Source organism: Avibacterium sp. 20-132 (assembly GCF_023611925.1).
In the GTDB taxonomy this organism is placed as follows: Bacteria; Pseudomonadota; Gammaproteobacteria; order Enterobacterales; family Pasteurellaceae; genus Avibacterium.
Map to the genome: position 1 here is coordinate 369,651 of NZ_CP091456.1, position 16,058 is coordinate 385,708.

General features: G+C 40.4%; 17 protein-coding genes. 10 read left to right on the plus strand and 7 right to left on the minus strand.

Annotated features, from left to right (window positions below; all coding sequences use genetic code 11):
• Positions 1-28: 28 nt before the first annotated feature.
• The 3 genes from L4F93_RS01620 to dapA form a co-directional block, all read right to left on the minus strand.
• Positions 29-874 (minus strand): 23S rRNA (adenine(2030)-N(6))-methyltransferase RlmJ, encoded by an 846-nt coding sequence (locus L4F93_RS01620; protein ID WP_250350817.1) that lies wholly within the window; start codon positions 872-874, stop codon positions 29-31.
• 121 nt (positions 875-995) lie between these two features.
• Positions 996-2,000 (minus strand): outer membrane protein assembly factor BamC, encoded by a 1,005-nt coding sequence (gene bamC / locus L4F93_RS01625; protein WP_250350818.1) that lies wholly within the window; start codon positions 1,998-2,000, stop codon positions 996-998.
• Between the two features lie 111 nt (positions 2,001-2,111).
• Positions 2,112-3,008: a 4-hydroxy-tetrahydrodipicolinate synthase gene (gene dapA, locus L4F93_RS01630; protein ID WP_250350819.1), complete on the minus strand. Its 897-nt coding sequence runs from the start codon at positions 3,006-3,008 to the stop codon at positions 2,112-2,114.
• Positions 3,009-3,146: 138 nt separating this feature from the next.
• Between dapA and bcp the strand changes: the two genes are divergently transcribed.
• Positions 3,147-3,614: a thioredoxin-dependent thiol peroxidase gene (gene bcp / locus L4F93_RS01635; RefSeq protein WP_250350820.1), complete on the plus strand. Its 468-nt coding sequence runs from the start codon at positions 3,147-3,149 to the stop codon at positions 3,612-3,614.
• 74 nt (positions 3,615-3,688) lie between these two features.
• On the opposite strand, the gene L4F93_RS01640 is transcribed toward bcp, so the two are convergent.
• A complete protein-coding gene (locus L4F93_RS01640) occupies positions 3,689-5,335 on the minus strand; it encodes a phosphoethanolamine transferase (RefSeq protein WP_250350821.1) in 1,647 nt (548 codons plus the stop codon).
• A 108-nt stretch (positions 5,336-5,443) separates the two neighbouring features.
• On the opposite strand from L4F93_RS01640, the gene cueR reads away from it, so the two are divergent.
• Positions 5,444-5,842 carry a Cu(I)-responsive transcriptional regulator gene (cueR, locus tag L4F93_RS01645; RefSeq protein ID WP_250350822.1) on the plus strand — a complete coding sequence of 133 codons (399 nt, stop codon included), beginning with the start codon at positions 5,444-5,446 and terminating at the stop codon, positions 5,840-5,842.
• Here the strand turns inward: cueR and L4F93_RS01650 are convergent.
• Positions 5,837-6,967 (minus strand): Bcr/CflA family multidrug efflux MFS transporter, encoded by a 1,131-nt coding sequence (locus L4F93_RS01650; RefSeq protein ID WP_442780716.1) that lies wholly within the window; start codon positions 6,965-6,967, stop codon positions 5,837-5,839. The two genes, cueR and L4F93_RS01650, sit on opposite strands and share 6 nt — an antisense overlap.
• 73 nt (positions 6,968-7,040) lie before the next feature.
• Positions 7,041-7,736, minus strand: a complete 696-nt coding sequence (gene rsuA / locus L4F93_RS01655) for a 16S rRNA pseudouridine(516) synthase RsuA (RefSeq protein WP_250350823.1) — start codon at positions 7,734-7,736, stop codon at positions 7,041-7,043.
• 202 nt (positions 7,737-7,938) lie between these two features.
• On the opposite strand from rsuA, the gene L4F93_RS01660 reads away from it, so the two are divergent.
• A complete protein-coding gene (locus tag L4F93_RS01660) occupies positions 7,939-10,209 on the plus strand; it encodes an NADP-dependent malic enzyme (protein WP_250350824.1) in 2,271 nt (756 codons plus the stop codon).
• 141 nt (positions 10,210-10,350) lie between these two features.
• Positions 10,351-10,977, plus strand: a complete 627-nt coding sequence (gene sodA / locus L4F93_RS01665) for a superoxide dismutase [Mn] (protein ID WP_250350825.1) — start codon at positions 10,351-10,353, stop codon at positions 10,975-10,977.
• A gap of 240 nt (positions 10,978-11,217) precedes the next feature.
• On the opposite strand, the gene suhB is transcribed toward sodA, so the two are convergent.
• Positions 11,218-12,024, minus strand: coding sequence for an inositol-1-monophosphatase (suhB, locus tag L4F93_RS01670; RefSeq protein ID WP_250350826.1), 807 nt, complete (start codon positions 12,022-12,024; stop codon positions 11,218-11,220).
• Positions 12,025-12,193: 169 nt separating this feature from the next.
• On the opposite strand from suhB, the gene trmJ reads away from it, so the two are divergent.
• The 6 genes from trmJ to hscB all read left to right on the plus strand — a co-directional run bounded on the left by trmJ (position 12,194) and on the right by hscB (position 16,047).
• Complete coding sequence (gene trmJ / locus L4F93_RS01675) at positions 12,194-12,934, plus strand: tRNA (cytosine(32)/uridine(32)-2'-O)-methyltransferase TrmJ (protein WP_250350827.1); 741 nt, start codon at positions 12,194-12,196, stop codon at positions 12,932-12,934.
• Between the two features lie 55 nt (positions 12,935-12,989).
• The gene (gene iscR / locus L4F93_RS01680; RefSeq protein WP_250350828.1) at positions 12,990-13,460 is read left to right on the plus strand and encodes a Fe-S cluster assembly transcriptional regulator IscR; all 471 of its coding nucleotides are present in this window, start codon (positions 12,990-12,992) and stop codon (positions 13,458-13,460) included.
• A gap of 51 nt (positions 13,461-13,511) precedes the next feature.
• Positions 13,512-14,726 carry an IscS subfamily cysteine desulfurase gene (locus L4F93_RS01685; protein ID WP_250350829.1) on the plus strand — a complete coding sequence of 405 codons (1,215 nt, stop codon included), beginning with the start codon at positions 13,512-13,514 and terminating at the stop codon, positions 14,724-14,726.
• A 21-nt stretch (positions 14,727-14,747) separates the two neighbouring features.
• A complete protein-coding gene (gene iscU / locus L4F93_RS01690; RefSeq protein ID WP_250350830.1) occupies positions 14,748-15,131 on the plus strand; it encodes a Fe-S cluster assembly scaffold IscU in 384 nt (127 codons plus the stop codon).
• Positions 15,132-15,193: 62 nt separating this feature from the next.
• Positions 15,194-15,517 carry an iron-sulfur cluster assembly protein IscA gene (iscA, locus tag L4F93_RS01695; RefSeq protein ID WP_250350831.1) on the plus strand — a complete coding sequence of 108 codons (324 nt, stop codon included), beginning with the start codon at positions 15,194-15,196 and terminating at the stop codon, positions 15,515-15,517.
• 11 nt (positions 15,518-15,528) lie between these two features.
• The gene (gene hscB, locus L4F93_RS01700; protein WP_250350832.1) at positions 15,529-16,047 is read left to right on the plus strand and encodes a Fe-S protein assembly co-chaperone HscB; all 519 of its coding nucleotides are present in this window, start codon (positions 15,529-15,531) and stop codon (positions 16,045-16,047) included.
• Positions 16,048-16,058 lie beyond the last annotated feature (11 nt).

Sequence of the window (16,058 nt, forward strand, 5' to 3'; positions counted from 1 at the left end):
GCGACTAATTAATCCAATCGGTAAATTCTTACTCTGGTGTGATCCATTTCACCGACCAACTTCCCGTGCCTTCTGGAACAAGTGTTTTAGTAAGGTAAGGCAGAATTTTTTTCATTTGGGCTTCTAATTGCCAAGGGGGATTTATCACAATCATTCCGCTTGCGGTCATTCCACGTTGGTCTGAATCAGGGCGCACAGCCATTTCAATTTGCAGAATTTTACGAATGCCCGTGTTTTCTAAGCCTTTGATCATACGTTTTGTTTGCTGGCGTAACACCACGGGATACCAAATCGCATAGATGCCTGTGGCAAAACGTTTTACCCCTTCTTCAATGGCATTGACCACCAAATCATAATCCTCTTTTAATTCATAAGGGGGATCAATCAAAATAAACCCACGTCTTTCTTTTGGTGGCAGTGTGGCTTTAATTTGCTGAAAACCGTTATCACGCTTAGTGGTCACATTGTCGAATTGTTTGAAATTATTGCGTAATAATGGGAAATCCGCGGGATGAAGCTCGGTTAATAACGCACGATCTTGTGGACGCAATAAATGTGCGGCGATAAGCGATGATCCCGCGTAATAACGTAGCGATTTGCCGCCATAATTCAGCTTTTTGATAAGGGCAACATAACGTGCCACTTCTTCTGGCATTTCTGCTTGCTCCCACAAACGTGCGATCCCCTCTTTATATTCCCCTGTTTTTTCAGCTTCATTACCGAATAAACGATAATGCCCGACACCTGCGTGGGTGTCTAAATAATAAAAGCCTTTGTCTTTTTGTTGCAGACTTTCAATAATCAGTATTTGCACGATATGTTTTAGCACATCGGCAAAGTTGCCTGCGTGGAAGCTATGACGATAACTCAGCATCAGTTTGCCCTTAAAAATTTGATAAAAAAAGACCGCACTTTATTTTTGCGGATTAAGAGATTAAAACGAAGGGCGAACATACTGGCTCGCCCTGCTCATCAAATATATTTTTGACGAGACTTTATTTCGCGAAAATAGCTTGTAAAGCTTGGTAAATAGACTGTGCTTGATTACCTGAAAGGGCATTGCCATCTTCATCTGTAATCACCACCGCACTTTGTCTGCCTAAATCAGCAAGTTGCATAGCATACTTGCCTTTTTCTAATTCAGGTGCAGCCACACCAAATCTTGCCCATTCTGTTTTTTCTAACGGACGATATTTTAATTCACGATAGCCACGCCCCGGATTTTCTGACGAAGTTTCAAATCCTACTTGATTTAACGCGCCACGCAAACGTTGCCACGCTTGCTTAAAAGGGGCATTTAATGCTAATGCGGTACGCCCATTTATATCGGTGGTTAATTGCGTTTGGATTGGCGTGATCGCCGTGCTATTTAATTCATTTTGCTGTTTACGATAAGCGCGGTTTAACTCACCAATCAATTGGTTTAAACGATCAGAGGTGTAACGTTGCTTTTGTGCCATTGTTGGGGTGAAAATAATATTATCTCGCTTCATTTGCAAAATAGACACAACTAAAGCACTTGTGCCTTGATATTGCACTTGTTCGATCAAATAACGAATTTGTGTATCACCAATGTCATCAGCACGCCCCGTTGCCGCCCAATTAGTTTCAATACGATTGTCTTGATATTGGTAATGAATGCCTTGTTCTTTTAATAAACGCGCTACTTGGTTTAAGCTATAAACCGCCTCTTTTGAAGAAGGATACGCAATCAAAGCACGCTCACCATCAAACTGCGCAATAGAATTATTAATCATTGCAATCGGCGTGCTTGGTGGACGAATATCTACTTTTTGATGTGCTTGTTGATTAAGCTGTGGCAACGCATAAGTGTTATCCTGTGCTGGTAAATTTACGCCACCGCTTGCTAAGGGCGCAAAACTCACTTGTTGCTGCGCATATTTTTCAAAGTTATCATTCGCTTGCTGTTTACTTTCATTGCTTGCAGAACAAGCCACGAGTGTCATTAGAATTGGTGTGCTTAATAACCACTTTTTCATCAATGTATCCTCAAGATTAAACAAATTTCATTGCCTGTTTTGACAACCAGAATGCCGAAAAGTTTAAGGGGCATTGACTGCTCAACGCCCCTCTGTTATTCAATAAAAGAATTAAACTAAGCCTGCGATTTTCAAGGCTTCAAGCACTTTTGGTTGTGCCGTTTCACTTAATGTCGTCAGTGGTAAACGTAGCACTAACTCAGGAATTAAGCCTAATTTATACGCTGCCCATTTCACGGGAATAGGATTAGATTCAATGAAAAGATCTTTATGTAACGCCATTAAACGTTGATTGATCACTTCCGCCTCATCAAATTTTCCTGCCAAAGCAAGCTCACACATTTTCGCCATCTCTTCAGCTGCAACGTTGTTGGTTACCGAGATCACCCCTTCACCACCCGCTTTCATACTTTCCAAGCCCGTAGCATCATCCCCACTTAACACGATGAAATCCTCACCAGCAAGTTGTTTAATTTTCGCCACACGGCTCACATCACCCGTTGCTTCTTTAATCGCCACAATATTGTCAATTTGTGCTAAACGTCCCACGGTTTCAGGTTGCAAATCACTGCCTGTGCGTCCCGGTACGTTATATAAAATTTGCGGTAAATCGGTGCATTCTGCAATGGCTTTAAAATGTTGATACATTCCTTCTTGCGTTGGTTTGTTGTAATAAGGCACAACAGACAAACACCCTGCAACGCCGCTGCCGTTTAATAATTTTGTCATTGTGATTGCTTCACTCGTGGCATTTGCCCCAGTCCCTGCAATTACTGGAATACGTCCCTTGGCAAATTCAACGGTCTTTAAAATGGTTTTAACGTTTTCCTCTATGCTTAATGTCGCTGATTCCCCTGTTGTTCCCACTGACACAATCCCGTGTGTTCCCGCTGCAATATGGTATTCAACCAATTTTTCTAATGCCTCAAAATCCACTTCACCGTGTAAGTCCATTGGGGTAATTAACGCGGTAATACTCCCGTAAAATAAAGGATTCGTTGCTGACATAAAGACCTCCGAATTATTTTTGTTATCTCTATTGAGTTTGCTTGAAAAAGTTTGTTTAAGATCGCTAAAATAGCCCAACTTTGCAAGTGATTTTTTGCATTTTTTCTCAATCACATCACATTTTTAAGGATATTTACGATGCAAACATTAAAAGCGGGCGATTTTGCACCACACTTTTCTTTACTTGATCAAAATGAACAACCTGTTTCACTTAGCGATTTTAAAGGCAAAAAAGTGCTGGTTTATTTTTATCCGAAAGCCCTTACCCCCGGTTGTACGACCCAAGCTTGTGGCTTACGCGATAGTAAAACAGCACTTGAAAAACAAAATGTTGTCATTCTTGGCATCAGCCCTGATAGCCCGAAAAAGCTTGCCAATTTCGTGGAGAAAAAAGCCTTGAATTTCACTCTACTCTCTGATGAAGATCACAAAGTAGCTGAGCAATTTGGCGTATGGGGGGAGAAAAAATTTATGGGCAGAACCTATGATGGCATTCATCGCATTAGCTTCTTAATTGATGAACAAGGCAAAATCGAAAAGGTCTTTGAGAAGTTTAAAACAGGGGAACATCATCAAGTCGTGTTGGATTATTTGAGCCAAAAATAATTGCTGATTAGCACAAATTAAAGTGCGGTGTAAATTTTCTCAATTTTTCCACCGCACTTTATTTTTGAATGTTTTTATTCGTGTGCTTTTTTACAACTTGATAAAATGTCTAATTCCTTTTGATACACGTTTGTTTTCAAATCCATATCCATCATTCCAATTACGGTGCTAAATAGATTATCGTGAGAATAGGATTTTGTCTTTGCATTGTTACGTAGACAGTCTAAATCGACGCCTTCATTTTTCTTCCATTTATCTGAAAACCAGAAAATCATTGGGACGCGCGTTTGGTAGATTGGCGCAATGGCATAAGGTGTGCCGTGTAGATAAATACCGTCTTCGCCAAGTGATTCGCCGTGATCGGACACATAATATACCGCACTTTCTAAATCATCACGTTTGGATACCTTGTCTATTAACGTATCAAGAAAATGATCAATAAATAAAATACTATTATCATAAGTATTCACTAATTCTTGATTGCTACAATTTTGAATTTGGTTTGTATCACAGGTTGGGGTAAAACGTCGATATTCTGGGGTATAACGTTCATAATAGGTAGGACCGTGATTACCAATAGTATGTAAAATTAATACGGTGTCTTTACCGTCTTTACCTGCTTGGTCAAGAATCTTATCTATATCAGAAAACATAACGGTATCTAAGCATTCGCCCTCCGTACAGTAATTTTTTAATGTCGGCTGATTAGCTTGAATGGTTTCATTAGGTACGCGTAAACAGACGCCTTTACAATCACTATTATTTTCTAACCAGAAAATATTCACACCGGCACGTTGTAATACATCAAGCAAATTATCCATTTTTTGTGCTTTTGCTCCATCGTAGTCGGCTTTGGTTAAATAAGAGAACATACAAGGCACAGAAACCGCGGTTGATGTACCACAACTAGACACAGAATTAAAATTGATAATCTCTTGTCCGCGTGCGGCGAGTTTTGGTGTGGTTTGCCGTGCGTAACCATTTAATCCCCAATTTTGCGCCCGCGTTGTTTCCCCCACAACAATGACAGTAAGATGCTGAAATTCGTCAGGTTTATCTTGTTTTGCATCTAACCCAATTTTAACATAAGGACGATTAGCTTCACGCACACGCTTAATTTCATTGACACCTGCACTAATAAAGTTTGAAGGCACAAGTAAACTTACTACTGGTTTATTATTACGCACAAAGGACGCGTAATCTTGATAAAAGCCTTTTGCGATCGCCAAAATGACTATCCCTGAAAAAGCAATTAATCCTAATCTTACCGCAAGTTCTTTCCACCAAGTGCGGTAGTCAATTTTTGTCATTATATATAATATGGCAGGTAACACACCAAAAACGACAATCCAAGTGAGATATTGCCAAGTGAGCATACGAACACTTTCTGCAGGCGTAGTTTGTAGGACGTTTTCAAGCATATCGGTAGAAAAATGCACATCATAAAATAACGCTTGATAGCCAATGGCAGCACTAATAATTAATAAAAGTGGAATAATCACTTTATGTAAAATAGGTAAGGCAATGAGTTGAAATACCGCATTGAGGGTGAAAAAAATAAAAAAAGGCACAGTGAGAAGAAAATAGTCTTCAGGCTGTCCTACAAATGGGTGCAATGCCCACACTTTTTTATAAAATGCAACATTAAGTACACAAGTAAAATAAAGAGCAACGAGCGCAATAAGCGTTGAACTTTTTAATTTAAACCGTGAAAATAGCATAAGAATAATATCCTTGTTTTGAAAATCATTGATAAATCATCAGGGGATTAGTCAAATAAAACGTAGAAAAGTTCTTTACAAAAACTTACAAACAAAATGGGATAAAAAATGAACATCAGCCAAGCCGCCGAGAAAACAGGATTGTCCGCGAAGCAAATTCGGGATTATGAAAAAGCAGGGTTATTGCCAGAGGCACAACGTACCTTATCAGGTTATCGCTTTTATTCTGAGCAAGATTTAAACCAACTTCGCTTTATCAGTAATGCCCGTAAAGTCGGCTTTTCACTGCAACAAATTCGCGAATTATTAAGGCTCAATCGCGATCCTAATCGTACAAGTCGCGAAGTGAAAGCGATTACTGAGCAACATATTATCGAGCTAAAAGAGAAAATTGCGAGCTTGCAAGAAATGTTGGATTTATTACAGCGTTGGCATTGTTCTTGCCAAGGAAATGATAGCCCTGATTGTTCGATTTTGTCAGGGCTAACAGAAAAGACGGTATTATAGGCGTTTATAAGTGAGAAAATAATAACAGCTTACGGCGAAAAATGAGCAACCCACCATTGTTAAAAGCATTGGGGCGGCACTGTCAATTTTCATCAATGCAACAAGTGAACCCACACAAGCCCCTGTGCCAAAACGTACGCTTCCGACCATTGAGTTCGCCGTTCCTGCCATTGCAGGGAATTTTTCTAAAATAGACGCCATTGCATTGGAACTAATTAAAGAGTTCTGTCCAACAAATAATGCCACACCAATTGCCATTGACCAAAAACCAAGATCGAAAAACACCACCAATAATAACCAGATTGCCGCAATAAATTGAATGATTAAGCCTGTTTGTAACATTTTTTCTGTGCCAACTTTGGTAACCAAACGTCCATTTAAGAACGAACCGAAGGTCATCACGCTAATGTTCAACATAAAGAAATAACCAAAGTTTTGTTCTGGAATGCCATAAATACCGATATACACAATCGACCCTGCGGTTAAGAACGCAAATAACCCACCAAAACCAAAGGCGCTCATAAACATATAACCTAGCACTTCTTTTTTTCGCCATAAATTAACAAAATTACGCACCACAATGTTTAGGCGTAATGGAATACGATTTTCTTTCTTATGGGTTTCAGGAATAATAAAGAACACTAACAATGTGCTAAATAATCCCATCGCCGCAATAACATAAAAAATGGAATGCCAATGAAAATAAGTAACAAGATAACCACCAATAATGGGGGCGACTAAAGGGGCGAGCATAAATACCAGCGTAATCGTTGACATTGTACGAGAAAGTTGATCTTTACTAAATAAATCGCGTAATAATGCCCCGACTAAAACCACCGGTGCAGCGCCAAAAAAGCCTTGCATAAAGCGCAACAGCGTGAAGCTACCAATTTGATTAATGGTCGTAAGAATAAGAGCCGCAATGGCACTCACGATCACACCAAGTAAAATAACGGGTTTACGCCCATAGCTATCCCCCACAGGCCCCCAGAAAAGTTGCCCTGATGCCATACCATAAGCAAAGAAGGTGAGGGTGTGTTGAATTTTTTCAGGGCTAACGTGCAAATCTTGCGACATACGCAAAAAAGCAGGCAAATACATATCCACCCCAAGTGGTGGCAGCATTGAAAGCAGCCCAAGAGTCAAAATAAAAATAAAGCTGGGTTTATGTATCGTTTTTTCACTCACAATTTTATCCTTATTTTAAGGTCGCTAATTCTTCATCGGTTAAAGGGCGGTATTCCCCCTCTTCTAATTGTTCATCTAGCACCACATCGCCAATTTTCCAGCGGTGCAACGCAACCACTTTATTACCTAAGGCGGCAAACATTCGCTTCACTTGATGATAACGTCCCTCGCTTAAGGTTAAATTGACATTGTAATCATCAATAATTTCAAGTTTTGCGGGCTTGGTTGGGGATTTCTCACCACGTAATAAAATGCCTTCTGCACAAGCTTGCTGGTAATGATTTTCAACAGGATCGGCAAGGGTAACAAGGTAAGTTTTCTCGCAATGATGTTTAGGCGAAGTAATACGATGCGACCACTGTCCATCATCGGTGAGCAACACTAGCCCCGTAGTATCCACATCTAGTCGTCCTGCACTATGCAATTTAGTCGCAAGGGGATAATCAAAGAATTGGTAAATGGTCGGATAATCACCGTCATCATTAGAACAGACATAGCCTTGCGGTTTATTCAACATAATGTAATGTCCCGCCTCAAACCAAGTAAGGCGTTCACCCTCAAAATAAATTTCATCTTCCGCACTGACTTTGGTTGCGCCACTTTTCTCAATTTTTCCGTTAATTTGCACCGCACTTTGACGTAGGGCTTTATTGGCTTGAGAGCGTGTTAGCCCAGTTTGCTCGGCTAAAAATTTATCTAATCTCATTGCGTGATTTTCTCATTAATAAAAACGGCATATTGTACAACATCTCGGCATAAAACCCTAGTTGAACCGAAAACAAAAGTGCGGTTGATTTTGTGAATGAATTGTAAATAATGTGTTGTAAATCACAGATTTTCTGATTTTTTCGCCTATAATAGCGTTAAATTTTTCTCACAAACTTTCAACTTGTTATAAGGACGGTTTTATGGACGCACAACTACGTCAAGCAGCACTTGATTTCCACGAATTCCCAAAACCGGGAAAAATTGAAGTTACGCCAACAAAATCTCTTGCAACCCAACGGGATCTTGCCTTAGCTTATTCCCCCGGTGTGGCTGAACCTTGTTTAGAAATTGAAAAAGATCCCGCCGCGGCTTATAAATATACCGCACGCGGTAACCTTGTAGCAGTTATTTCTAATGGTTCTGCGGTACTTGGCTTAGGTAACATTGGCGCGTTAGCGGGTAAACCGGTAATGGAAGGGAAAGGCGTGCTATTTAAAAAGTTTGCCGGCGTAGATGTGTTTGATATTGAAATTGATGAAAAAGATCCCGATAAATTAGTCGAAATTATTGCCGCACTTGAACCGACTTTTGGTGGTATTAATCTTGAAGACATCAAAGCCCCAGAATGTTTTTATATTGAACAAAAATTGCGTGAACGAATGAATATTCCCGTTTTCCACGATGATCAGCACGGTACAGCGATTATTTCAGCTGCTGCAGTCATTAACGGTTTACGCATTGTGAATAAAAAAATTGAAGAGGTAAAATTAGTGGCTTCAGGTGCGGGGGCAGCGTCTATTGCCTGCTTGAACTTACTTGTTTCGCTTGGAATGAAACCTGAAAATATCACTGTGTGTGATTCCAAAGGGGTGATTTTCAAAGGGCGTGATGAGCGAATGGATGAAACCAAAAAACGTTATGCCATTGATGACAACGGCACGCGAACATTGGCAGACGCAATGCCAAATTGCGATATTTTCCTTGGTTGTTCCGCCGCAGGTGCCTTAACCCAAGAAATGGTAAAAATGATGGCACCAAATCCGCTTATTCTTGCCTTAGCGAATCCTGAACCTGAAATTTTACCCCCTCTAGCGAAACAAGTTCGCCCAGATGCGATCGTCTGTACGGGACGTTCTGACTATCCAAACCAAGTAAATAACGTACTTTGCTTCCCCTTCATTTTCCGTGGGGCATTAGATGTGAGTGCAACCACCATTAATGAAGAAATGAAATTGGCTGCGGTTTATGCCATTGCGGATCTTGCACTTGCCGAACAAAGCGAAGTGGTTACCTCCGCATATGGGGGGACAGAAGTGTCTTTTGGTCCAGATTATCTGATCCCAAAACCTTTCGATCCACGTCTTATCGTAAAAATCGCCCCAGCGGTCGCAAAAGCGGCAATGGAAAGTGGGGTGGCAACTCGTCCTATTGAGGATTTTGATGCTTATTTAGAAAAGCTCACGCAGTTTGTGTATAAAACAAATTTATTTATGAAACCTGTATTTGCCCAAGCAAAACAAGATAAAAAACGGGTCTTGCTGACGGATGGTGAAGAAACTCGCGTACTACACGCGGTGCAAGAAATTGCTACATTAGGGATTGCGCAACCTGTGCTATTAGGGCGTACACACATTATTGAAGAAAAAATCAAGCAACTCGGTTTGCACCTTGAAATTGGGCGTGATTTTGAGGTCATCGACATTGAAAATAACCCTTATTATGAAGAATGTTGGCAACGTTATCACGACAAACTGAAACGCCAAGGAATGACACCCGCTGGTGCGAAACGAAAAATGTTACATAATCCGACCGCACTTGGATCTGTACTATTAGAACTCGGCAAAGCTGATGCAATGCTGTGTGGGTTAGTCGGGCCTTATGCTTCTCACTTAGCCGCTATCAAAGATGTTACCGGTGTGAAAGCTGGCGCAATTCCCGCCACCGTAAATGGCTTGGTGTTGCCAACAGGCAACCTGTTTATCGCTGATACGTTCGTTAATCCAAATCCAACCGCAGAAGAATTAGCTGAAATTACCTTAATGTCTGCGGCAGAAGTACGCCGTTTTGGTATTGAACCGCAAGTTGCGTTAGTTTCTCATTCCAATTATGGCAGTGCAAATGATGAAAATGCGCTAAAAATGCGTAATGTCTTGCAATTAGTGCGTAACAAAGCACCTGAATTAGTGATTGATGGGGAAATGCATTGTGATGTTGCACTTTCTGAAAGTTTACGTAATGAAATTATGCCAGATAGCCCGTTAAAAGGGGCGGCAAACTTGCTAATTATGCCAACAATGGAAGCTGCACGAATCAGCCTGAACTTGCTACAAGGCACTGCAACGCCAATTACCATTGGCCCGATCTTAATGGGGATAAATAAAACAGCCCATATTTTAACTTCGGCATCTTCTGTTCGCCGTATTATCAATATGGTGGCAGTTGCGGCAGTAAAAGCACAGCAAGAAATTTGATCAGGAAAAGTCATTTAGGGCAGAAACACTGCCCTATTTATTTTTCGCTAGAAATTTAAACTTTTAATGATCTTAATCAAGTTTCTTGCTAGAATACCCCTGAATTTAGTACCTAATGATTATTTTAAGAAGGAAAATTTTATGGCTTACACACTACCAGAATTAGGCTATGCCTACGATGCTTTAGAACCACATTTTGACGCACAAACAATGGAAATTCACTACAGCAAACATCATCAAGCTTATGTGAATAATGCCAATGCGATTTTGGAAACCTTACCGCAATTTGCAGATCTTTGCCCGGGTGAGTTAATCACTAAATTAGCGGAAGTGCCTGCAGATAAACGTACGGGGTTACGTAACAATGCGGGTGGCCACGTGAATCATAGCTTATTCTGGAAAAGCTTGAAAAAAGGCACAACATTACAAGGTGCATTAAAAGATGCGATTATCCGTGATTTTGGCTCGGTAGAAGCGTTCCAAGCTGAGTTTGAAAAAGCAGCCGCAACACGCTTTGGTTCAGGCTGGGCGTGGTTAGTGTTAAACAACGGTAAATTAGAAGTGGTTTCAACTGCAAACCAAGACAGCCCATTAATGGGGAAAGAAATCGCGGGTTGCGAAGGCTATCCAATTTTTGGTTTAGATGTTTGGGAACACGCCTATTACTTAAAATTCCAAAACCGCCGTCCAGATTACATTAAAGAATTCTGGAATGTCGTGAACTGGGACTACGCCGCAGAACGTTTTGAGAAAAAAGTTAATATCTAATTCATTATTCAATAATAAATTTCATCTTATCCCCTCTTTAATGAGGGGATTTTTTTACTTTTTTGATAGAAAAATAGGCAAGTTATTCACTCACCTATTTGCCCAGTTTAGTTATACTCGATCAAGTTTGAAATAAAGCCACATCGGCTTGTCTTGCTCTCTGGCGTTAAGCTCACTTAGCTTATTCCAACTGAAACGAGCATAATTTAAAAAGATTAAATGAGATTAAAAATGCGTTGCTTAGCGAGAAACCGCGAAACAAGGCTGAATGTGGGTTAAAATTTCTTTCACCAAACGAGCCGGTGCAGCAACCACGTTACCTGAGGTCAAATAGCTGTGTCCGCCTTCAAAATCAGTTACTAAACAACCTGCTTCACGGGCGATAAGATCACCTGCAGCAATATCCCACGCTTTGACGCCCATTTCAAAGTAAGCATCCACTCGATTAGCCGCAACATAGCACATATCTAATGCAGCTGAGCCTGTACGACGGAAATCTGCTACTTTACCTTCATTAACAAGATTGCTCATTATTGCAAATTGGATCGGCATTGCAGAGAGTTTTTTGAATGGAAAACCAGTGGCTAAAATTGTGCCTTGTAATTCACGTTTGATATTTTCTGCACGCAGACGGAGTTCATTGATTTTTGCACCTTGTCCACGTACGGCAGTGAAAAGCTCATTACGGATAGGATCATACACTACCCCCACTTCTGTTCTGCCTTTCACACGCACAGCAATAGACACAGAAAAGTGCGGTAATCCTTTGATGAAATTTGTCGTCCCATCTAGTGGATCAATCACCCATTGCACATCGCTATCTTGACCTTCTAACGCACCACTTTCTTCTGTGATAATCGTGTGATCAGGATACGCTTTTCTAATCACATCAATAATCGCCGCTTCAGAGGCTCTATCAATATTAGTAACAAAGTCATTTGCACTTTTAGCTACCGTTTGAATATCATCGCGGCGTTCATACCCTTTAGCAATAATATTGCCCGCTTTTCGTGCCGCACGAATAGCGATATTTAACATTGGATTCATATTTCCACCAGATTTTAAAGAACAAAATTGAATGCGAGATTATAGTGATATTTTTGATAAAAAGCGAGAAAAACCCTGTTAGCAAGAAAATTTTCATATTTCCGACCGCACTTTGTGGGTATTGTGCTAGAATACCCACAATTTGTAGTCAGATAAAGCAGAATAGAAAATGCTAGATAACATTCGCATTGTGTTAATTGAAACCTCTCACAGTGGAAATATTGGCTCAACAGCACGGGCGATGAAAACAATGGGATTAAGCCAGCTTTATCTCGTTGCCCCCAAGCAAGGTATTGATGAGCAAGCGATCGCCTTAGCCGCAGGAGCTGATGATGTGGTAAAAAACGCCGTTGTCGTGCAAACCTTTGATCAAGCTGTGGCTGATTGTGAGCTAGTGATTGGAACAAGTGCGCGCTTACGTCATTTGCAAAGCACCTTACTTGAACCCCGTGCTTGTGGCGAAACAACCATAGCCTTTGCCAAACAGCATAAGGTGGCGATCGTGTTTGGACGGGAACGTATTGGACTAACCAATGAAGAATTGCTGAAATGCCGTTATCATTTAACCATTCCCGCTAACCCTGATTATTCCTCATTAAATTTAGCGATGGCAGTGCAATTAGTTTGTTATGAATTGCGAATGGCTTGGTTAGAAAATGGTAAAAAAGACGTGGATTTATCACTTTCATCAATAGAAAACATCTATCCAACCACACAGGAATTAGAATACTTTTTTGACCACACCGAACGTCTTTATAAACAACTTGGATTTATTCAAAATCAAGGGGTTATGCAAAAATTACGGCGTTTATATCAGCGTGCGCAAGTAGAAAAAAACGAACTCAATATTCTACGCGGAATGTTAAGTGCGGTAGAAAAAAAGGTAAAATCGCAAAAGTATAATAGTTGACTAATTTAGAAGGTTATGTAAGATAGCCACCTAATTACTTAGAAGGAAGTGTATAATGAAATTAACGTCAAAAGGTCGTTATGCTGTTACTGCGATTTTAGATATTGCATTAAATACTGAAAATGGCCCCGTCAGTTTGGCGGATATTTCAGAAAGACAGCATATTTCCCTTTCTTATTTAGAGCAATTATTCGCAAAATTACGCCGCCACGGCTTAGTGGAAAGCGTGCGCGGCCCCGGTGGTGGGTATAAATTAGGGCAGCCAAGCGATAAGATTTCTATTGCGATGATTATCGCCGCAGTAAATGAAAATATTGCGGTAACGCGTTGCTTAGGTGGCGCAAATTGCCAAGGTGGAAAAGAATGTCTGACCCATGCCTTATGGGATGAGCTAAGCCAACGAATTGAGGATTTTCTTAACCAAATTACTTTGGCGGAATTAGTTGATAAACATCATCATCGCCATAAAACCCATAATCAGCATCAAGATTTTTCTAATTTAGTCATCATTGATGACAACGCTTAACGTTAATATTAAAAGAGCGGTAAAAAATAACGATTTTTTTAGGAGTGTAGAATGAAATTACCTATTTATTTGGATTATGCAGCAACTTGTCCTGTGGATGAGCGTGTGGCAAAAAAAATGATGGAATTTTTAACCATCGAAGGCACATTTGGCAACCCTGCGTCCCGTTCGCATAAATTTGGTTGGCAAGCGGAAGAGGCTGTGGATGTGGCGCGTAACCACATTGCGGATTTAATTGGCGCGGATAGCCGTGAAATTGTGTTTACTTCGGGCGCAACGGAAGCCGATAACCTTGCAATTAAAGGGGCGGCACATTTTTATCAAACAAAAGGCAAGCATATTATTACCTGCAAAACAGAGCATAAAGCGGTGTTGGATACTTGCCGTCAATTAGAGCGTGAAGGTTTTGAAGTAACTTATTTATCACCAAAATCAGATGGTTTAATTGACTTAGAAGAATTAAAAAATGCAATGCGTGATGACACTATTTTAGTCTCAATTATGCACGTGAATAACGAAATTGGTGTGATCCAAGATATTAAAGCGATTGGTGATCTTTGCCGTGAAAGAAAAATTATTTTCCATACCGACGCAACCCAAAGTGTGGGTAAATTACCGATTAACCTTGCAGAATTAAATGTGGATTTACTCTCAATGTCTAGCCATAAACTTTATGGACCAAAAGGAATCGGGGCATTATATGTACGCCGTAAACCGCGTGTGCGTTTAGAGGCAATTATTCACGGTGGTGGCCACGAACGTGGTATGCGTTCAGGCACATTACCTGTTCACCAAATCGTAGGAATGGGCGAAGCTTATCGTATCTGTAAAGAAGAAATGGCAACCGAAATGCCTCGCTTAAAAGCCCTTCGTGATCGTTTATACAATGGCTTAAAAGATATTGAAGAAACCTATGTGAATGGGTCAATGGAACACCGTGTAGACAACAACCTCAACATCAGTTTCAACTATGTGGAAGGGGAAAGCTTAATGATGGCATTACGTGATATTGCGGTTTCATCAGGATCTGCTTGTACTTCTGCAAGCCTTGAGCCGTCGTATGTATTGCGTGCGTTAGGGTTAAATGATGAGCTTGCACATAGCTCAATTCGCTTTACTGTTGGACGTTATACCACAGAAGAAGAAATTGACTACACCATTAATTTAGTCAAAGGTGCGGTAGAAAAATTACGTGAATTATCCCCATTATGGGATATGTTTAAAGAAGGCATTGATCTTAACTCAATTGAGTGGACTCACCATTAATTTAGCAAAAGGAACAGAAAAATGTCATATAGCGACAAAGTTATCGATCATTATGAGAACCCACGTAACGTAGGTTCATTCGACAAAAAAGATCCAACCGTGGGAAGCGGAATGGTGGGCGCGCCTGCTTGTGGCGATGTAATGCAATTACAAATTAAAGTGAATGATGAAGGCATTATTGAAGATGCAAAATTCAAAACTTACGGCTGTGGTTCAGCGATTGCGTCAAGCTCACTTATTACCGAATGGGTAAAAGGCAAATCCCTTGATGAAGCACAAGCCATCAAAAATAGCCAAATTGCAGAAGAATTAGAATTACCCCCAGTAAAAGTGCATTGCTCAATTTTGGCAGAAGATGCCATTAAAGCAGCCATTGCCGATTACAAAGCAAAACGTGGCGAATAATTTAAGCAAATAAAAGTGCGGTGGAATTTAACCGCACTTTTCATCATTTTGTGGAGAACCTTATGAGCGTAACATTAACCGAAAGTGCAGCAAATCGCGTCAAAACCTTCCTTGCTAATCGTGGCAAAGGCATTGGGTTACGCTTAGGCATAAAAACCTCAGGCTGTTCAGGTTTAGCTTATGTGCTTGAATTTGTAGATAGCTTAAATGAAGATGATCAAGTGTTTGAAGATCACGGTGTGAAAGTCATCGTAGATACCAAAAGCTTGGTCTATCTCAACGGCACCCAACTTGATTTTGTCAAAGAAGGCTTAAACGAAGGGTTCAAATTCACTAATCCTAACGTGAAAGATGAATGTGGCTGCGGTGAGAGTTTTAACGTTTAATAGGAACATCAATGAGCAATCCTTTTGCACTATTTGACTTGCCAGTGGCATTTTCTCTTGATCTCGATCGCTTGAATAACCGTTATTTGGCATTGCAAAAATCTCTTCATCCCGATAATTTTGCACATCGTTCAACGCAAGAACAGCGTTTAGCTATGCAAAAATCAGCGGAAATTAATGATGCCTTGCAAATTCTAAAAGATCCCATTTCCCGTGCGGATAGCATTATTGCTTTGCATTTAGGTTGTCAAAATGTGGAAGAAAAAACCAATCACGATATGGCATTTTTAATGCAACAAATGCAATGGCGAGAGCAACTTGAAGAGATTGAACAGCAGAAAGACGGCGATGAGCTAATGCAATTTTCAGATCAAATTAGCACACAGCGACAGGCAATTTTAACCCAATTAAACACCGCACTTTCGACTCAAGATTGGGCAACCGCACAAATGCTAACGGATCGATTACGCTTTATCAAAAAATTACTGCTTGAAGTGGAACGCATTGAAGATAACTTACTGGATTTTTAAAGAGAGAAACA